This window comes from Micromonospora sp. L5, from assembly GCF_000177655.2.
GTDB classification, from domain to species: domain Bacteria; phylum Actinomycetota; class Actinomycetes; order Mycobacteriales; family Micromonosporaceae; genus Micromonospora; species Micromonospora aurantiaca.
The window spans coordinates 6,209,696-6,228,426 of record NC_014815.1; the positions used below are offsets into that span (position 1 = coordinate 6,209,696).

Genomic DNA, 18,731 nt, shown 5'->3' on the forward strand with positions numbered 1-18,731 from the left:
CGCCACAGCGCCGGCGCGTCGTCCGCGCCGGGTACCCGGCAGGACAGGCCCACCACCGCGATCCGGTCGTCCTCGCTCACGCCCGTCCCTCCCCGCCGCCGGCGGCCCGCGCGGCGGCGCGGCGGGCCATCCGGCGTCCGACCGCGGTCAGCCGGCCGTCCTCCGGTACGCCCGAAGCGTCCCCGGCCGTCTCCAGGTACGCGGCCAGCGCCGCCACCGTCGGGAACTCCACCAGCCGGGCCAGCGGCACCCGGCGGCCGAGGTGTTCCTCCAGGTACCCCTGCACCAGGGCGAGCTGGAGCGAGTGCCCGCCCGCCTCGAAGAAGTTCACCAGGCGGCCCACTGTGGGCAGTCCGAGCACCGTGCACCAGCCCGCGGCGATGGTCTGCTCGACCGGCCCGGCCGGCGGTCCCCCGGCGGTCGGCTGCCCAGCGTCCGACCCTCCGGCAGCCGGGCGGTCGGCGTCCGGGTCGGGCAGGGCGGCCTGGTCGAGCTTGCCGGTCGGCCCGATCGGCAGCTCCGGCACCGCCACCACCGCCCGGGGCACCATGAAGTCCGGCAGCACACCGGCCAGCCGTTCCCGCAGCGCTCCCGGCTCGACGTGCGTCCCGGCGGCGCCGACCACGTACGCGACGATCTCCTGCTCGCCCGCGCCGGACGCGCCCCGCCGCGCCACCACCGCCGCGTGGGCCACCCCCGGCAGCGCCGCCAGGCAGGCCTCGATCTCGCCCAGCTCCACCCGGTAGCCGCGGATCTTCACCATCCGGTCGCCGCGGCCCAGGTAGACGAGCATGCCGTCGGGCAGCCGCCGCGCGATGTCACCGGTCCGGTACGCGCGCACCCCGTCGTGCTCGGTGAACCGGGTCGCGGTCAGCTCCGGCAGGCCCAGATATCCGAGCGCGACGTGCGGGGTGCGCACGACCACCTCGCCGGTGAGGCAGGCCGGGCGTCCGGCCGGGTCGGTGAGCACCACCTCGACGCCCGGCAGCGGATGCCCGATCGGCACGACTGCGCGCCCCGGGTCGGCGTCCGGCGGCAGGTGGTGCTGCGCGGCGAAGCTGATCTCGGTGGTGCCGTACCCGTTGACGAACACCACGCCCGGCGCGAACGACCGCCGGGCCAGCGTCACGTCGTGCCGGGTGACCTCCTCGCCGCCGAGGACGACCGCGCGGACCGGCGGCAGCCGCCCGTGCTCGCCGAGGCTCGCCACCACGTACCGGAAGACGGTCGGGGTGGAGTGGTAGACGGTGACGCCCCGGTCCGCGAGCGCGCCGGTGAGGTGGCCGAGGCCGTGCGTGCGGACGTCGACCGGGACGGCGGCGGCGCCGGACAGCAGCGCGCTGAACGTGTCGGTGACAGCCATGTCGTAGCCGAACGAGGTGAGCACGCTCGTGCGGTCGTCCGGCCGGACGGCGAAGTTGCGCACGTGGTTGCGGACGCCGAACAGCACGTTGCGGTGGCTCTGCACCACGCCCTTCGGCTTCCCGGTGGACCCGGAGGTGTAGAGCACGTACGCCGGGTCGTCCGGGCGCGCGGGCCCGGACGGCACCGGCACGCCGGGTTCGCCCCGGCGCAACGACACGACAGGCAGCTCCAGCCCGGCGTCGGCCGCGAGCGCGGCGGCCCGCCCTTCGTGGCCGGGGTCCGCGACGATCGCCCGGACGCCTGCGTCGCGCAGCATCGCGGCCAGGCGGGCCGCCGGGTACGCCGGGTCCAGCGGCACGTACGGCGACCCCGACGCCAGCGCCGCCAGGATGCCGGTGATCGTGGCGACGCCGTGGCGGCACAGCACCGCCACCGGCGCCGTGACGTCACCCGTCCCGGCCAGCGCTTCGGCGGTCGCGGCGACTGCCGCCCCGAGTTCCCGGTAGGTCACAGTCGCGTCGTCGGCGAGCACCGCCGGCCGTTCCGGGTACGCCCGCACCGCCGCGGCGAACGCGGCCGGGATGGTGTCGCCGCGGACCCGATCGGCCTCGGTGCCGTCGCCGCCGTGCAGCCGCCAGAGGTCCGGCGCCGGACGCCGCTCGTAGCTGGCCGACGGCAGCACCCCCGCCGACGAGGCGTCCGGGTCCAGCGTGGACAGGAACTCGGCCAGGTCGGCGCGGAGGTCGTCGGCGTACGCGGCGGGCAGCCCGGACACGGTGACGCCGGCCAGGTCGGGGCTCACCTCGACGGTGGCGTCGACCGGTCGGTCCGGCGGCGCCGGGCACAGCGAGCGGCACAACTCCCGGATCGGCGCGTCGGCGGTCAGGTCGAGCGTCACCGGGTCGTCGCCGTGCCGCAGCGTCACCACAGGGGATCCGGTGTACCGGCGTACCACCAGGGCCGTGGCGGTGAGGACGACGGCGGCCGGGTCGACGCCCGCGGCCTGCGCCCGGGCGGCGAGCCGCGGCGGCGGGCCGAGCGGCTGCGGGGACGGGCTCACCGCTGGTCCAGGACGGCGGCGACCACGTCGGCGAGCGTGGACACCTCGGCGTCGGCCTCGGCGATCCGGAAGTCGTCGCAGTAGCTGCCGGTGCCGTGCACCACGATCTCGTGCCCGGCCGGCACCAGGCCCCGGTCGACGGCGTTGCAGACGCCGGTCAGCGCCATCAGGATCGACCACTCCCGCAGCCGGGCCGGGTCCTCGGGCAGCGTCAGGCCGGCGTCGGCGAGCCACTGCCGGGCGACCGGGTAGCGCCGGACGCACTCGCGCCGCGACACCACGATGCCGTCGCCGCCGTGCCGCCGCACGAGCGCGTTCATGGCCGGGGAGGTCACCGGCCGGTGGGTGTAGAACGTCGGGTCGAGCACCTCGGCCGGGTCGTCGGTGACGGCCGGGAAGCGCAGGTCGGCGTCCTGCGTCCAGACGCCCCGGCTCTCGTCGAGCGTGTACGCCGGGCAGTGGTCCCGCTCGAACGAGCCGTGGCGCAGGCTGAGCACCATGTCCGGCGTGCCGAGATGCTGCACGAGCAGGAAACCGGGGCGGTCGGCCGGGTCGGCGTCGCCGGCCGCCTCCAGCACGTCACGACCCAGGTTGTAGCCGAGCAGGCCGAACGCGCTGGACACGGCGTGCGCGTGCCAGCGGGAACCGGTGGCCGGCGACACGTCGGCCTCGAACGCGGCCCGGGCGGCGTCGGCGACCAGGTAGTTGCGCAGGTCGAGGGTGTACCAGAGGGTGACGCCGTGCTTGTCGTACGCGGTGGCGGCGTACTCGTCGACGAACGCGCGGCCGAGCGCCTTCACGCCCTCCGGGTCCGCGCCGGTGTACCGCAGCAGCGGGTTGACCGCACGGGTCGCGGGATCGGCGGCGAGCGCGTCGTGGCGGAACTTGTGCCGGGTCGCCGCCGGGGCCAGCACCACGATGGACAGCTGCTCCGGGGTCACCAGCCCGGCCGCGTACGCGCGCGCCACCGAGTCACGCAGCGCCACGCCCTTGTTGCCGGAGGTCGGGGTGACGATGCACAGCCGCTCGCCGGTACGCCGGATGTGCTCCACCGCGCGGGCGACGATCACCATCGAGGCGAACGTCTTCGTGGTCCGGGTGCCCGGGTTGGCGGTCAGGTCGAGCATCGTCAGGTCGTGCCCGCCGTAGTGGCCCAGCGGGGACCAGCTGACCGTGGCGGCGGCGTAGAACTCGCGTACCGCGGGGGTCAGCTCGGGCAGGTCGAAGCCGGGCGCGAAGCCGGGCGTGCCGGGCGCGTCGCCGGGGACCGCGCCGCACCGGCGCACCGCCGACGCGATGACGTCGTAGTAGTCGGTGATCATGTTGCGGGTGGCCGGGGTGGTCACTGTCATCGGGCTTCCTCCAACACACTCCGGGCCGGCGCCGGCGGCACCGTTCGCAGATGGTCACGCAGGGCGGTGAACCGGCAGGCGATCTCGGGCAGCTCGCTCGCGTGCCAGCCGCCGGCCAGGTCCGGCCGGTACGCCGCCAGCGCCGCCCGGGCGCGCTCCGGGTAGCGGACGTGGCCGCCGCCGACCTCGACGCCGTCGCGGCGCCCGGCGGCGGTGTTCCAGGCGACCGCCTGCGCCACCGGCAGCTCGGCCGGCAGCCGCAGCTCGGTCCGGCCGCCGGTGAGCCGGACCGGATAGCCGCCCGGCAGTCCCAGCGGGCCGGGCAGGCTCGCCGTCACCTCGTCACCGGCGGCGAGCGCCGCCACCAGGGCGGCCCCGGCGTGCCCGGCGAGCGCGTTCAGCTCCGGCCGGGGCAGCGCGCGGTAGCCGGCGAGCAGCCCGGTGACGTCCGGGACGGGCCGGCCGTCCAGCCAGGCGCGTACCTCGGCGGTGTCGTCGCCGTCCGGGCCGGGCGCGGCGAGGTGGGCGTGGTGGCCGAGCACCGCCAGCCGGCGCTGGCCGGGACGGCCGAGCGCGGCGTCCAGGCACGCGGCGAGCGTCGCCACGTTGCCGATGCCGCAGCGCACCGGCAGGTCCCGTGCGGCGAGCAGCGGATTGACCGCGTCCGGGAACGCGCCGTTGACGAGCGTCGCGCCGGGCGCGCCGCCGGCCAGCGCGGCGGCCAGCCGGGACACCAGTTCGGCCTGCAACGCCAGCGTCACCCCGAAGCCGGCCGCGGCGATCAGGTCCGTCCAGGCCGACGGCGCCGCCGCCCGCTCGTACGGCGACTGCGCGGACGCGGCGCAGACCAGCACGTCGGGCCGGAGCCGGGCCATCGAGGCGGCGTCGGCGGCGTACCCCTCCCCCGGGTCGGCGCCGGGTTCGGCGGTGAACGGCCGGGCGGTGACGGCGACGGGGGTTCCGGCGACTGTGGCGCGCACCCGCGCGGCGCGGGCGAGCGCGTGCGCCGCGTCCGGGTCGCGGGCCAGGACCGTCACGCGCAGCGGCGCCGGGGTGGGCGTCGCGGCCAGGGCGTGGCACAGCGAGCGGGCCAGCCGGCCGGCGCCCACCACGACGACGTGCCGCGCGTCAGCGGACCGGGCTGACATCGCGTCCCGCCTCCGTGACCCGGTCGACCCAGTCGGCGAACGACCCGGCGCGCAGACAGCTCGCCGGGGACACCTCCAGCCCGGCCATCTCCCGTACCCGCAGCGCCATCCGCAGCGCGGTCAGCGAGTGCCCGCCGAGCGCGACGAACGTGTCGTCGTCGTGCACCGCGTCGACGCCGAGCGTGGCCCGCCACGCCTCGCGCAACCGGTCGGTGAGGGCGCCGCCGCCGGGTTCCGCAGCAGGCCCGGTGGGCCGGGGCGGTGGCGGTGGCAGCTCCAGCCGCGCGACCTTGCCGTTGGGCAGGCGGGGCAGCCGGTCGACCAGGACGATCTGGTCCGGGCGCATCGCGGGCGGCAGCGCCGAGGCCAGGTAGCCCTGGAGCAGCCCGGTGGTCAGCAGGTGGTCGGCGGGCTCGTCCCGGGGCGTCGCCGCGGGCGGCGGGTCCTGCGGCCGTACGGCGTAGACGTAGCTGACGTCGGCGTCCGCGCCGACGTTCCAGTCGCCGATGTCGTGCACCTCGAACCCGGCAGCGCACAGCAGGTCGCGCACCCGCGGCGTGGTCACGCTGCTGCGCTCGACCTCCAGGCAGACCTGGCGGATGCGGGGCCAGTGCTCGGGGCGCAGCCCGCGCAGCACGCTCAGCTCGGCACCCTCGGTGTTGATCTTCAGCAGGTCGACGCGGTCCAGCCCGAAGCGGTCCAGCAGGTCCGACAGCGTCACAGTCGGCACCACGTGCGCCACCGGGGCGAGGCGGCGGCGGGCGTCCGCGAGGAGCGCTGCCTGTTCGGTCTCGTCGGCGTCGCCGCCGCCGTGGCGGTAGTGCGACCGGACCAGGTCGGAGGCGGCGCCGGCCCGGTCGGCGCCGAGGCCGGACAGGTAGCTCAGCTCGGGGAACGAGGTCAGCTCGGCGGTGCCCGCCGCGTCGGTCACGGCGGCCTCGACGACCGACGCGGACCCGGCGTAGAGGCCGAGGTTGGCGCGCAGGTACGGCAGCGTGTCCGGGTTCGGCTCGACCGCTACGAGCCGCACGTCGCGCGCCTGCCGGGACGCCCAGAGCGAGAACAGCCCGATGTTGGCGCCGACGTCGAGGACCACGGCGCCGTCGCCGACGCGGACGCCGAAACGGGCGTACTCGGCCTGGTCGAAGATCTGCCGGTAGAGGAAGACCGCCTCGTCCGGCGACGCCGCGGTGACCGCCATGCCGTTCGGAAGCGGGAACCGCGGCAGCCCGCCGGCCGCCGGGGCCTGCCGGGGCTGCGGCACGACGTACCCGACCAGGCGTGGGCCGTCCTCGGCGTCGGGGACTGTCACCACCACCGCGTCGTGCACGGCCGGATGCTCGCGCAGCACGGCCGCCACCTCACCCGGCTCCACCCGGACCCCCCGGATCTTGACCTGGTCGTCGGCCCGGCCGCGGAACTCCAGGAAGCCCTGCGGCGCGACCCGCACCAGGTCACCGGTGCGGTAGAGCCGCGCGCCCGGCCGCGCCGGATCGGGACGGAAGCGCTCCGCCGTCCGCTCGGCGTCGCGCAGGTAGCCGAGCCCGACCGCGACCCCGCCGATCCACAGCTCGCCGGTCCCGCCCTCGGGCACCGGGCGCAGGTCGTCGTCGAGCACGTGGGCGGTGACGCCGTCGATGATCCGGCCGATCGGGGCGATGCTGCCCGCATACGGCTCGGCGCAGTCCCAGTAGGACACGTTGATCGAGGTCTCGCTCGGGCCGTACCCGTTGAACAGCCCGCACGGCAGCAGCTCGCGCAGCCGCCGGACCAGCCGCATGTCCAGCGCCTCGCCGCCGCACAGCACCCGCCGCAGCGTGACGCAGCCGGCGAACTCCGGCTCGTCGAGCACGTGCCGCAACATGGTCGGTACGAAGTGCGCGGTGGTGACCGCCTCCCGCTGGATCAGCCGGACCAGCCCGAGGCTGTCGAACTGCAGGCCCGGCCCGGCGACGACCACGGCGCCGCCCGCGATCAGCGGCGAGAGGATCTCGTGCACCGACGCGTCGAAACCGATCGACGCCTTGTGCAGCACCCGGTCGTCGGCGGTGAACCCGAACCGGTCGTGACCCCAGGCCAGCCGGTTGACCAGCCCGGCGTGGTGCAGCACGACGCCCTTCGGCCGGCCGGTGGAGCCGGAGGTGAACAGCACGAGCGCGGCGTGCTCACCCGGCGGCAGCCAGCCGGTGCGATCGGTCAGGTCGGCCGGCGACCCGGCCCGCGCGGTACGCACGTCCCGCCACCCGGTGGACGCGGGCGCGGCGACGGCGGGCGGACGGTCGGCGTACAGGACGAGCCGGGGCGCGGCCGCCGCGAGCATCTGCTCGGCCCGGCCGGAGGGCAGCTCGGGGTCGATCGGGACCGCCACCGCGCCCACCGCGAGCGTCGCCAGCAACGCTGTCACGTAGTCGGCGGACCGGTGCAGGTACAGGCCCACCAGGTCACCCGGCCGCACGCGGGCGCGGCGCAGCAGCTCGGCCGTCGCGCCGACCCGCTCCCACAACGCGGTGTAGCTCAGCTCGCCGTCCGGGCCGACGATCGCGGGCCGGTCGCCGCCGGCGCCGGCGGGCCGGTGCACCAGGTCGGTCAGGTAGCGCGGGCCGGTCACGGCGCTACCTGCGTCCTCGTCGCGACCGCGACGATCGCCATCCGGGGCACCTCGGCCACGAACTGCCCGTCGGCCCGGTAGACCAGCGGACGGGCCGGCACGTCGTCGCGGCCGATTCCGGCCAGGTAGCCGGTGTGGTCGAAGTGGCGGGTCAGCAGCCCCCACACCTCGTCGTCGGTGAGCGTCGCGAAGTAGTCGCGCACGCCGTACATGTCGCCGACGTAGTCGCGCATGCCCGCGGAGGCGGACTCGGCGCTGTCGGCGCGCACGATCAGCGGGTCGTACAGGTCGACGACGCGTACCGGCAGCCCGGCCCCGGTGAACAGGCCGGTCAGCTCGGCGCGGCTGAAGTGCCGGTAGTCGTGGCCGCCGGCGGCGTGCGGGTGCACCACCTCGCCGAAGAACCCGGCCATCGGGCTGGACTCGTCGAAGTCGTGCAGCACGATCCGGCCGCCGGGGCGGACCACCCGGGCCGCCTCCGCCACCGCCTGCGGCCGCCGGGCCGCCGGGATGTGGTGCGTGCCGTACGCCAGCAGCACCGCGTCCACGCCGGCGTCGCGCAGGAACAGGAAGTGCGCGGCCTGGCGGACGGCGGGCAGGCCGTGGGCCAGTGCCTTGTCGACCATGTGGCCGGACAGGTCCCCGGTGATGAACGCCAGTTTGGACTCAAAGCAGGCGGACTGGCTGCTCGCGGCGCGGGCCACTGTGCCGTCGCCGCCGAGCACGTCGAGGATGAGCGTGACCGGGGCGGCGGCGTCCGGGGTGGCGAGGTCCAGCAGCCGCCGCATGCCGGTCCAGCGGACGAGCGTGTCCCGCTGCGCCCGGCGGTAGGAATCGCCCCGGCCGGTGGAGTCGGTGTCGAACTCGCTGACCGTGCCGGCCAGTTCCGCCAGGGCCTCGTCGGCGCCGGGACGCCCGAAGTCGAGCAGCTCGCGCAGTTGCGGGTGAAGGGTCGCCACGGTGTGCAGGTAATCGCGCAGGACCAGGGACGGAAGGTACGGCCGGCTCATGAACACCTCGGCGCACGCGACAGTATGCCGCCTCGTCAGCGACGTCCCTTCGGCGAACGGATGGCGAACTTTAACACCGCTTCTCGGCCGTTCACCAGGTCGAATACCGGACATTGTGGAAGGTCCGGTACGGGTACGAGTCCTTACCCGTTCTTTGTCGCCTATTCCGCCACAGGGGTGTGACTGGCGACGATGTGTCGCATTAGGTCGATGATTTCCGGCAGATGGTCGGTAAGGAAGAAATGCCCGGCGGGAAACACGTGCCATCGCGGCTCGGTGACACATTCCCGGGCCCACCCCGCGGCCCGGTCCCGGTCCACGTGCTCGTCCCCGTCGCCGAGCAGCACGTGCACCGGCACCTCCAGCGGCGGCTCCGGACGGTAGGCGTACCGCTCGGACAGCGCGAAGTCGGCGCGTACCCCGGGCAGGATCAGCTCCATCAGGTCGCGGTCGGCCAGCAGCGCGGCCGGCGTGGCCCCGAAGTCGCGCAACGCCTCGATCAGACCGGCGTCGTCGAGGTCGTGCACGCGCCGCCGTACCAGCCGGGTCTGCGGCGCCTCCGCGCCGCCGACCAGCAACGCCAGCGGCGCGGGCGCGCCGCGACGGCGCAGCTCCCGCGTCACCTCGAACGCCACGAGCGCCCCCAGGCTGTGGCCGAACAGCAGGAACGGCCCGGACGCCCGCTCGACGACGGCTGTCGCCAGCGCGTCCACCAGCTCCGCGAGGTCGTCCACGGGTGGCTCGTGCAGCCGGGCGCCCCGGCCCGGCATCAGCGCGACCTGCACCGACAGCTCCGGCGCGGCCAGTTCCCGCCACTGCGCGAAGGAGGCGGCGACACCACCGGCGTACGGGAAGACGAACACCTGGGCGTCGCCGGCCGGGGAACCGGCCGGCCCGAACCAGCGGCTCGCACTCACCTGGGACATGGCCAGGAGCATAGGGCCGGATCACTCCCGGCTCGACGGACGGGCCTGTGTGGACAGCCGGCCGGCTGGCACACTACCGGGATGCGACGGGGGGTCTGGTCGGTGCTGGCGATGCTCGTCGCGGCCGGGCTCGGCGCGTCGGTCGCCTGGCTGCCGAACGCCACCGACCGGCAGCTCACCCTGCTGCAGTCGATCCTCGCCGTCCTGGCGGCCGGCGGGCCGATCCTGGGCTGGCTGTGGCGGCGCAACCACCGGGGCGCACGCCGTCCCGGCCCCGAGGCGCAGCGGGCGGCCGACGAGCTGGCCGCCGCCGTCCTCGCGCAGTGGAGCCGCGCGGCGACCGAGCGCGGGCTGTGGGCGCCGGTTCCGATCCGGGTCCACTGGCGGTGGTCGGACCGGCCGGTCACCGGGCCGGTGGACGCCGCCGCGACCGAGGGCGACCTGGTCCGGTTCCCGCCCCTGCCGGCCGTCCCGCCGGTGCGGGCGGCCGACCTCGCCCACGGCGACCTGCACGACCTGTTCCGGGTGTACGCGGGCCTGGGCTCCGGCCGCCTCCTGCTGCTCGGCCGGCCCGGGGCGGGCAAGTCGGCAGCGGTCGTCCTGCTGCTGATCGACGCGCTGGAGCACCGGCAGCGCCTGCCGGAGCAGGAACGCGCACGGGTACCCGTGCCGGTGCTGCTGACCGTGTCCGGCTGGGATCCGCGCCGGCAACTGGTCGCCGACTGGCTGGCCGCCCGGCTGGCCGCCGATCACGATGTCCTCGGCGGGCTCGAACCGGCCCGCCGGCTCGTCACGGGCGGGCACGTGGCGCTCTTCCTGGACGGGCTGGACGAACTGCCGCCGGACCTGCGACCGGTCGCCCTGCGCGCGCTCGACGTCCAGACCACGTTCCGGCTGGTGGTGACGACCCGCAGCCGCGAGCTGGTGGAGGCGGTGGCCGCCGCCCGGCACCTCTCCGGCGCCGCCGCCCTGGAGCTGGAGCCGCTGACCGGCGCGGACATCGCCGCGTACGTCACCCGGAGCCGGACCCAGCCGTTGCCGCCGGGGTGGCAGCGGCTGGTGGACGAGGTGCGCGACCGGCCTGAGAGTCCCGTCGCGCAGGCGCTGCGCAGCCCGCTGATGCTGAGCCTGTTCCGGGACACGGTGACCACCGACGACGATGCCGCGGAGCTGCTCGACAGCTACCACAGCCGGGAGGCGGTGGAGGACGCCCTGCTCGACCGGGTGCTTCCCGCGGCGTACGCCGTCCAGCCCGGCGTGCCGGAGCCGCGCTACACGGCTGCGCAGGCGGCGCGCTGGCTCGGTCACCTCGCCCACCTGATGAACCTGGCGGGCAGCCGCGATCTGGTGTGGTGGCACCTGGCGTCGTTCACCTCCTGGGACCTGTACGCGGTCACGACGGTGCTCGTCACCGGTCTCGGCGCCGGACTGAGCGCGGGGTTGCTCGCCGGGCCGGCGTTCGGCGTCCTGGCCGGGCTGGCGTTCGGGCTGGTGCTCACGTTCACCGCCAAGCTGTCCCGGGACGTGCTGATCGGCCGGCGTCCGCTGCGGCTCCGCCGGATCAGATGGAGCCGGGTGGTCAGCCGTCAGCGGATGGAGAGCGTGCTCGGCGCCGGGCTCACCGGTGCGTTGTTCCTGGGCTTCTTCGGGCTCCTCGTCGCCGCGTGCGCCGATGTCACAGGCATCGGGTCCGGCCGGGCCTTCCCGGTCTTCCTCGCCTTCACCGCGGCCGGTTTTCTCGGTTGCCTCTCCCTGGGCCTGTACCTGGCGATGGCCGGCTCGGCGGGCGAGGACGACCCGGTGTCGTCGCGGCTGTCCTGGCGGCGGGACCTGTGGTCCGCGGTGGGCGGCGGCCTCTGGCTCGGGTCCGTGCTCGGTGTCCTGGGTGGCCTGGTGGGGCGGCTCGCCGGGTCGGCGGAAGGTGGCATCGCCTGTGGCATCGTCGGCGGCTTCCTGCTCGGCGTGACGTCCTCGCAGACCTGGCGCGCCCTGCTCGTCATGGTCGAGCTGCGCCGTACCGGGGTGGCGCCGCTGCGGCTGCTCCGGTTCCTCGACGACGCGCACCGCCGGTCGGTGCTGCGTACGGTGGGGCCGGTCTACCAGTTCCGGCACGCCCGTCTGCAGGACCGCCTGGCGACCACCGCCGGTGCTACGGTGGACCGGAGTGATCCAGTGGCGATCAGGCAGGCAGGGAGACCAGACATGGCGGGTGACGACGACATCTCCGGGTGAGACCGGACATGTGACCGACCGCAGGCGAGCGCCGTGGTCGTTCCGTCGTACCCCGAGACCGTGTCCCCCGCCGGGCGGCTGAGGTCCGCCCGCCCTCATCTTGAGGTCGTCTTCCTGATGTCCGATTCCTTCGTCGTCTGCTCGAACCTGACCTTCTCCTGGCCGGACGACACCCCGGTCTTCCAGAACCTCTCCTTCACCCTCGGCGGCGGCCGGACCGGACTGGTCGCGCCGAACGGCGCCGGCAAGAGCACGCTGCTCAAGCTGATCGCCGGCGAGTACCGCCCGGCCGCCGGGTCGGTGACCGTCGACGGCGTGCTGGGCTACCTACCGCAGAGCCTGCCGCTGGCCGCCGACCTCACCGTGGCCGAGGTTCTGGAGATCGCCCCGCTGATCGCGGCGCTGCACGCCATCGAGGCCGGCGACGCCGACGAGAGGCACTTCACCACCATCGGCGCCGATTGGGACATCGAGGAACGCACGCGCGCGCAACTCGACCGGCTCGGCCTCGGCGACCTCGCCTTCGACAGGCGCCTGGGCACGCTCAGCGGTGGGCAGGTGGTCTCCCTCGGCCTGGCGGCGCAACTGCTCAAGCAGCCCGACGTGCTGCTGCTGGACGAGCCGACGAACAACCTCGACCTGGGCGCCCGGCACCGGCTCTACGACGTGCTGGAACAGTGGCACGGCTGTCTGCTGCTGGTCAGTCACGACCGGGCGCTGCTGGACCGGATGGACCGCATCGCCGAACTCGACCGCGGTGAGATGCGCTTCCACGGCGGCGACTTCACCTCGTACGAGGCGGCCGTGCGGGCCGCGCAGGAGGTGGCGGAGAAGAACGTCCGCAGCGCCGAACAGGACCTCAAGCGGGAGAAGCGGGAGTTGCAGGAGGCCCGCGAACGGGCGGCCCGGCGAGCCGGCAACGCCGCCCGGAACCTGAAGAACGCGGGTCTGGCGAGGATCGTCGCCGGCGGCTTGAAGCGGGACGCGCAGGTGGCGGCGGGCAAGGCGAACGAGATGCACTCCGGGCGGGTCGACGACGCCCGGGCACGGCTGGACGAGGCCGAGCGGGCGCTGCGCAACGAGAAGACGATCACGGTGGAGCTGCCCGCCACCACCGTCCCGGCCGGACGCACGCTGCTGACCGCCGAACGGGTCCGGGTCCGGCACGGTGAGCGGTCGCTGTTCGCCGCCGACGGTGTCGACCTGACGATCCGCGGTCCGGAGCGGATCGCCCTGCTCGGCGACAACGGCGCGGGCAAGTCGACGCTGCTGCGCCTGATCGACGGCGATCTGGAGCCGGAGAGCGGCCGGATCACCCGCGCGGACGGCCGGATCGCGTACCTGTCGCAGCGGCTGGACCTGCTGGACCTGGACCGTACCGTGGCGGAGAACCTGGCCGCGTTCGCGCCGCAGGCCCCTGACGCGCAGCGGATGAACCTGCTCGCCCGCTTCCTGTTCCGCGGCCCGCGCGCGCATCTTCCGGTCGGGGTGCTCTCCGGCGGGGAGCGGCTGCGCGCCACGCTCGCGTGCGTGCTGGGCGCCGAACCGGCCCCGCAGCTCCTGCTGCTCGACGAGCCGACGAACAACCTCGACCTGGTCAGCGTCGGGCAGTTGGAGAGCGCGCTGCACGCCTACCGGGGCGCGCTGCTGGTGGTCAGCCACGACGAGCGGTTCCTCGCCGCGATCGACGTGGGCCGCTGGCTGCGCCTGGCGGACGGACGCCTGGTGGAGACCGGTCCCCCGGACGCCGGCTGACCGGCCCGGTCAGACCGCCGGCAGGCGGACCACGAACCGGCACCCGCCGGTCACGTTGTGCGCGTGCACCCGCCCGCCGTGCGCCTCGACCAGTCCGCGCACGATCGCCAGACCCAGCCCGCCGCCGGCCGGTGCCGCCTCGTCGGCGCCGGCCGGTGCGGGAGTACGGGCCCGGGTGCCCCGGAACGCCACGTCGAACACCCGGGGCAGGTCCGCCTCCGGGATGCCGCCGCAGGTGTCGGAGACGGCGAGCCACGCGTCGGCGTCGTCCCGTCCGGCGTCGATGCGGACAGTGCCGTCCGGTGGCGTGTACCGCACCGAGTTGACCAGCAGGTTCGTCACGACGCGGGCGAGTTCGGCCTCGGCGGCCCGGACGGTCGGCCAGCCGGTCTCCGGGGCGAGCACCCGGACCCGCCGGTCGGCGGCCAGCGGCGCGGTGGCGGCGATCGCGTCGGAGACCACGTCGCCGAGCGGCACCGGGGACAGCGCGGGCCGCAACGCTCCGGCGGTGATCCGCGACAGCTCGAACAGGTCGTCGACCAGGCGCGTCATCCGGTCCGTCTCGACCCGGATCCGGCGGTGGTACTCGGCCACCGCCGCTGGCTCGTCGACCACCCGGTCCTCCAGCGCCTCCGCCATCGCCCGCAGCCCGGCCAGCGGCGTACGCAGGTCGTGGGAGACCCACGCGACCAGCTCGCGGCGGCCGGCCTCCAGCTGCCGTTCCCGCTGCCGGGCCTGGTCGGCCCAGACCGCCGCCTGGGCGAGGCGGCGGGCGAACACCACCCCGACGGCCAGGCTGAGCGCCGCGGACGCCGCGACCGTGACGAGGACGACCTGGAGGTCGTGCGCGGACAGGAACATGGCCTGGGCGACGGCGGTGACGCCGGCCGTCACCGAGGCGATGGTGACCGCGAGCAGCACCGCGATGTGCGCGAGGATCGACCGGTGGCGCACCAGCCGCAGCGCGCCGACGCCGAGCGCGCCGACCGCAGCGCCGGCGAGCAGGGCGTAGAGCCCGATGACCATCAGTTCGTTCACCGGGACGCCGCCGACGGCTCGTACCGGTAACCGACGCCCCACACGGTGACGATGCGGCGCGGCTGCGCCGGGCGGTCCTCGATCTTCTCCCGCAGCCGCCGGACGTGGACGGTGACTGTGGACTGGTCGCCGAACCGCCAGCCCCACACGCGGTCCAGCAGCTCGGCCCGCGACCAGGCGCGTCCCGGGTTCGCGAGCAGGAACGCGAGCAGGTCGAACTCCCGTACGGTCAGCGACAGCGGCTGCCCGCCGCGCTCGGCGACGCGCCGGTCGGTGTCCGCGGTGAGGTCGCCGTCGCGCAGCACCCCTGTCGGTCCCCGGTCCTGCGGGGCCGCGCGCCGCAGCACCGACCGGATGCGCAGCACGAGTTCACGGGGCGAGAACGGCTTGGTCACGTAGTCGTCCGCGCCGACCTCCAGCCCGGCGACCCGGTCGGCCTCGTCCCCGAGCGCGGTGAGCATGACGACGGGCAGGCCGGGCAGCCGGCGCCGCAGCCGCCGGCACACCTCGATGCCGTCGAGACCCGGCATCATCAGGTCGAGGACCACCAGGTCGGGCGGCTCCTCCTCGGCCGCGGCGAGCGCGTCCGGCCCGTCGAAGGACAACCGGACCCGGCAGCCGTCCTGTTCGAGGTAGCGCCGGACGACGTCGCTCACCGTCCGGTCGTCGTCGACGACGAGCACGTAGCGCCCCATGGGCCAGACGCTACCCATCGGCGTCCCGGTGCGGCGGCCCGCGGTCGACCCGTAAGCGGACGGAAAGATCTTTCCGCCGGCTACGCGCCTACCGTCGGAGCATGGGCAGAAGACGTGTGGTGTCGTCGGTGCTGGCCGTCGTGGCCGTCACCGGCCTCGGGGTGAGCCTGTACCTGTTCCAGCCGTGGCGGCTGGTGACCGACCGCGAGGTACGCGAGACGCTGCCCACTGTGGCGGAGCCCTCACCGGCGCCGGCCGGCACGACCGGCTCGTCGCCGACCGGCGCGGCGCCCGCCGACGTGGTGCTCGCCGCCGGTGACTTCGTCACCCACGAGCACGACACGTCCGGCCGGGCGCAGCTCGTCCGTCTCGCCGACGGCCGCCGCCAGCTGCTCCTGCGCGGACTGGACACCTCCGACGGACCCGACCTGCGGGTGTGGCTCACCGACCGGAAGGTGCTGCCCGGCCGGGCCGGCTGGCAGGTGTTCGACGACGGCCGCTGGGTCGAGCTGGGCCGGCTCAAGGGCAACATCGGCGACCAGGCGTACGACATCCCGGCGTCGGTGGACCTGGACGGTCTGCGCAGCGTGTCGATCTGGTGCAAGCGGTTCGCGGTGTCGTTCGGCGCGGCGCCGCTTGCCGCTGTGACGGGATCGGCGCCGGCCTGACGCCTGTGCCGCCGGCCTCGGACGCTGGTCTACGCTGCGGGAAGCGCTGGTTCACCCGGTCGGCGACGGCCGGGTGTCGTAAGAGGGAACCCGGTGGGAATCCGGGACTGCCCCGCAGCGGTGAGTGGGAACGACAGCCGTCAACAGCACTGGGCCACGGCATGGGAAGCGACGGCCAGTAGGCGACCTCGTGTCACGCCCGCGAGTCCGAAGACCTGCCCGCGTCGCGCGTACCACCGGTGCGCGCCGCCGTCGACCTCGCGGGTGGGTCGGGCGGGTGACACGTCGTACGCAGGGCCGTCGGCGTGTCCTCGACGTGCACACCCCGGCCGGTCGGCGGTCCGCTTCTGCGAGGACGGAACCGCACAGTGCCCGACACCATCACGCTCACCGGCCGACCACCGTCGGCCTCGCACCTGACCCTGTCGCAGATCATGGACCAGCACCACACCAACCTGACGGGCACGGTCCACGGCGGGCGCATCCTCAACCTGATCGACTCGGTCGCCGGTGTGGTCGCCGCCCGCCACTCCGACGGCCCGGCCGTCACCGCCGCCATCGACGAGACCGCGTTCCTTCGGGCGGTACGCGTCGGGGACGTGGTCCACGTGGACGCCCGGATCACCTGGGCCGGCCGCAGCTCGATGGAGGTGGCGGTGAAGGTCAGCGCGGACCGGTGGGACCGCGCGGTGCCGCCGGTGGACGTGGCGACCGCGCACCTGGTGATGGTGGCGGTGGACAACGACGGGCAGCCCCGGCCGGTGCCGCCGTTGCACGCCGAGACCGACGGCGACCGGCGGCGCTACCGGGAGGCGCAGATCCGGCGCGAACACCGGCTGGCGCTGCGCCGGGCGCTGCTCGACGGCGCCGGGGAGGGCTGACCGGTGCTCGGACTGTCGGCGGCCACGCTCGCGGGTTACCTGGCCGCCATCGTGGTGCTCATGCTCACCCCGGGGCCGGACATGATGTTCGTGCTCGCCAACGCCACCCGGTACGGCCCACGGGCGGGCGCGGTGGCCGCGCTCGGGGTCGCCGCCGGGGAGGCGGTGCACGTCGCCGCCGTGGTGGCCGGGCTCGCCACGCTGATCGCCGCGTCCCCGGTGCTGTTCACCGCGATCCGGTGGGCCGGTGCGGCGTACCTCATCGTGCTGGGCCTGCGGGCGCTGCGCGGCACGGGCCGGCCCGGCGCCCCGGCGGACCGGCCGGACGGCGGTGCCGGGCGGGCGTTCCGGCGCGGGCTGCTGACGAACCTGCTCAACCCGAAGATGATCCTGTTCAGTGTGGCGTTCCTGCCGCAGTTCGTCCGGCCCGAGGCGGGCCCGGTGGCGGCGCAGCTGGTGCTGCTCGGCGTGCTGTTCGTCGCGGTGCAGCTCGCCGTGGACCTGGCGCTCGGGGTGGGCGCCGGGCGGTTCGCCAGGCGGTGGGGCGACAGCCGCTGGTCACGGCGCGTCGACCGGCTCTGCGCTGTCGCCTTCGTCGCGCTCGGCGTCCGGCTGGCCGCCGGCTGAGGCGTACCGGGGCGAGTGGCGGAGCGCGGTGGGGCGTCGGCAATGCCCGGGCCGGTTGATCGACTCCATCACGCCGAAGTGGCGGCATCAGAAGTGCTCCGACCCCGCCACCTCGGCGAACTGGCGATGATCATGAGGCCGGTCCCGGTTCGGCTCCGCCGGCGTCCCGGACGCGGGCGGCCGCTCGCGGTCCAGGTGCAGGCGCAGCAGCACCCAGCCCAGCGACACGGCGCCGATGAACACGTACGCGGGCTGGGTGCCGAACGTGTCCCAGCAGGTGTGCAGCGTGACGGCGGCGGCGAAGGTGAGCAGGAACGCCGCCAGCTTCCGGCCGCCGGGCGCGGCGGCGAACGTGAACAGCGCGGCGGCGGTCAGCCCGGTCCAGGCCAGGTGCGCGGCGGGCGCGGTGAGACCGCGTACCAGCAGCGTCCGCTCGACCGCGCCGAGGTTGCCCTCCGACCCGACGAACGCGGCGAACGCGTAGCCCATGGTCTCCAGCGCGGCGAACCCGGTGCCGGAGGCCACGCCGATCACCAGGCCCTGCGCCGGGGACGGGTGCCGCCGCCACAGCAGCAGGATGCCGGCCGGCACGATCAGTTTGGCGGTCTCCTCGGCCAGGCCGACGAGCGCCATCGGCAGGACGCCGAGGCGGTGCAGGGTGCCGTACTCCAGCCAGCCGGCGGCGACCACGCCGACCACGCCGCCGAGGAGCGCGGCGACGCCGACGACGGAGCCGGGGACCGGGCGGCGGGCCGGCCGTCCCTGGGCGAAGGCCAGGAATGTGGCGGGCGCGACGCACGCGCCGAGCACGATCAGCGCCGGGACGAACGTGACGGTCCCGGTGCCGGCGAGTGTCTCCAGCACCAGCAGGTGAAGCCCGACGCCGACGAGCAGGACCGCCACCCACGCCCAGCGGCGTCCGGTATTCCCCATACCGCCGAGTATCGCGCCCGCCGGGTCGCGCCGGAATCGGGGGTAGGCACTGTGGACAGTGAGATCATTCCGACACGCCGACACGACATCTGGTGTTGCACGCAAGCCCTCACCGCCATATATGGTGGTGCCGCAGCTGGTTCGGCCGAGCCCTCCGGGGCGGGGCCGAGGCAAGAGGGAACCCGGTGGGAATCCGGGACTGCCCCGCAGCGGTGAGTGGGAACGACAGCCGTCAACAGCACTGGGCCACCGGCCTGGGAAGCGACGGCCGGTAGGCGACCGGCGACCCCGGTCGGGCCCGCGAGTCCGAAGACCTGCCAGCGCGCCGTACGCCTCCGCGTACGGCGGCCGGAGGTCGCGCGGGACGACCGACGCCAGCAGCCGGGCCGGCCGTGCGCCGCGCCCGTTGGCGTCTCCCGCCGTCTCCAGACGG

The 18,731-nt window shown here is 75.1% G+C and carries 15 protein-coding genes and 2 riboswitches (1 of these 17 cut by a window edge); of the genes, 5 read left to right on the forward strand and 10 right to left on the reverse strand.

Annotated features, from left to right (window positions below; genetic code table 11):
* The 7 genes from ML5_RS28600 to ML5_RS28630 form a co-directional block, all read right to left on the reverse strand.
* Nucleotides 1–80, reverse strand: the 5' portion of a protein-coding gene (locus tag ML5_RS28600) for a polyketide synthase (RefSeq protein ID WP_013477169.1). Its footprint begins 1,570 nt before the window's first position; only the first 80 of its 1,650 coding nucleotides appear in the window; its start codon is at nucleotides 78–80; the stop codon falls past the left edge of the window.
* Nucleotides 77–2,425: a non-ribosomal peptide synthetase gene (locus ML5_RS28605; RefSeq protein ID WP_013477170.1), complete on the reverse strand. Its 2,349-nt coding sequence runs from the start codon at nucleotides 2,423–2,425 to the stop codon at nucleotides 77–79. The genes ML5_RS28600 and ML5_RS28605 overlap by 4 nt, the downstream gene beginning before the upstream one ends.
* Nucleotides 2,422–3,777: a DUF6002 family protein gene (locus tag ML5_RS28610; protein WP_013477171.1), complete on the reverse strand. Its 1,356-nt coding sequence runs from the start codon at nucleotides 3,775–3,777 to the stop codon at nucleotides 2,422–2,424. Before ML5_RS28610 ends, ML5_RS28605 begins: the two co-directional genes overlap by 4 nt.
* Complete coding sequence (locus tag ML5_RS28615; protein WP_013477172.1) at nucleotides 3,774–4,925, reverse strand: hypothetical protein; 1,152 nt, start codon at nucleotides 4,923–4,925, stop codon at nucleotides 3,774–3,776. The genes ML5_RS28610 and ML5_RS28615 overlap by 4 nt, the downstream gene beginning before the upstream one ends.
* Nucleotides 4,906–7,533 carry an amino acid adenylation domain-containing protein gene (locus ML5_RS28620; RefSeq protein ID WP_013477173.1) on the reverse strand — a complete coding sequence of 876 codons (2,628 nt, stop codon included), beginning with the start codon at nucleotides 7,531–7,533 and terminating at the stop codon, nucleotides 4,906–4,908. The genes ML5_RS28615 and ML5_RS28620 overlap by 20 nt, the downstream gene beginning before the upstream one ends.
* Complete coding sequence (locus ML5_RS28625) at nucleotides 7,530–8,543, reverse strand: class I SAM-dependent methyltransferase (protein ID WP_013285799.1); 1,014 nt, start codon at nucleotides 8,541–8,543, stop codon at nucleotides 7,530–7,532. Before ML5_RS28625 ends, ML5_RS28620 begins: the two co-directional genes overlap by 4 nt.
* Nucleotides 8,544–8,704: 161 nt before the next feature.
* Nucleotides 8,705–9,469, reverse strand: coding sequence for a thioesterase II family protein (locus ML5_RS28630; protein ID WP_236619312.1), 765 nt, complete (start codon nucleotides 9,467–9,469; stop codon nucleotides 8,705–8,707).
* Nucleotides 9,470–9,550: 81 nt separating this feature from the next.
* On the opposite strand from ML5_RS28630, the gene ML5_RS28635 reads away from it, so the two are divergent.
* A complete protein-coding gene (locus ML5_RS28635; RefSeq protein WP_041784316.1) occupies nucleotides 9,551–11,701 on the forward strand; it encodes a hypothetical protein in 2,151 nt (716 codons plus the stop codon).
* Nucleotides 11,702–11,818: 117 nt separating this feature from the next.
* On the forward strand, nucleotides 11,819–13,456 hold the full coding sequence (locus ML5_RS28640; protein WP_041784318.1) for an ABC-F family ATP-binding cassette domain-containing protein: 1,638 nt from the start codon (nucleotides 11,819–11,821) through the stop codon (nucleotides 13,454–13,456).
* 9 nt (nucleotides 13,457–13,465) lie between these two features.
* On the opposite strand, the gene ML5_RS28645 is transcribed toward ML5_RS28640, so the two are convergent.
* Both ML5_RS28645 and ML5_RS28650 read right to left on the reverse strand, forming a co-directional pair.
* Complete coding sequence (locus ML5_RS28645; RefSeq protein WP_013477177.1) at nucleotides 13,466–14,482, reverse strand: sensor histidine kinase KdpD; 1,017 nt, start codon at nucleotides 14,480–14,482, stop codon at nucleotides 13,466–13,468.
* 8 nt (nucleotides 14,483–14,490) lie between these two features.
* Complete coding sequence (locus ML5_RS28650; protein ID WP_041784320.1) at nucleotides 14,491–15,189, reverse strand: response regulator transcription factor; 699 nt, start codon at nucleotides 15,187–15,189, stop codon at nucleotides 14,491–14,493.
* Nucleotides 15,190–15,290: 101 nt separating this feature from the next.
* Here ML5_RS28650 and ML5_RS28655 point away from each other — a divergent pair, with 101 nt between their 5' ends.
* The 3 genes from ML5_RS28655 (at nucleotide 15,291) to ML5_RS28665 (ending at nucleotide 17,365) form a co-directional block, all read left to right on the forward strand.
* Entirely contained in the window at nucleotides 15,291–15,857 is a 567-nt protein-coding gene (locus ML5_RS28655) for a DM13 domain-containing protein (RefSeq protein ID WP_013477179.1), read from the forward strand.
* A gap of 30 nt (nucleotides 15,858–15,887) precedes the next feature.
* Nucleotides 15,888–16,095, forward strand: a riboswitch (cobalamin riboswitch).
* A gap of 130 nt (nucleotides 16,096–16,225) precedes the next feature.
* A complete protein-coding gene (locus ML5_RS28660; RefSeq protein ID WP_013477180.1) occupies nucleotides 16,226–16,738 on the forward strand; it encodes an acyl-CoA thioesterase in 513 nt (170 codons plus the stop codon).
* Nucleotides 16,739–16,741: 3 nt separating this feature from the next.
* Nucleotides 16,742–17,365 (forward strand): LysE family translocator, encoded by a 624-nt coding sequence (locus tag ML5_RS28665; protein WP_013285791.1) that lies wholly within the window; start codon nucleotides 16,742–16,744, stop codon nucleotides 17,363–17,365.
* Nucleotides 17,366–17,452: 87 nt separating this feature from the next.
* On the opposite strand, the gene ML5_RS28670 is transcribed toward ML5_RS28665, so the two are convergent.
* Complete coding sequence (locus ML5_RS28670; protein ID WP_013477181.1) at nucleotides 17,453–18,298, reverse strand: PrsW family glutamic-type intramembrane protease; 846 nt, start codon at nucleotides 18,296–18,298, stop codon at nucleotides 17,453–17,455.
* Nucleotides 18,299–18,418: 120 nt separating this feature from the next.
* Nucleotides 18,419–18,635: riboswitch (cobalamin riboswitch) on the forward strand.
* The last annotated feature ends 96 nt before the right edge of the window (nucleotides 18,636–18,731 follow it).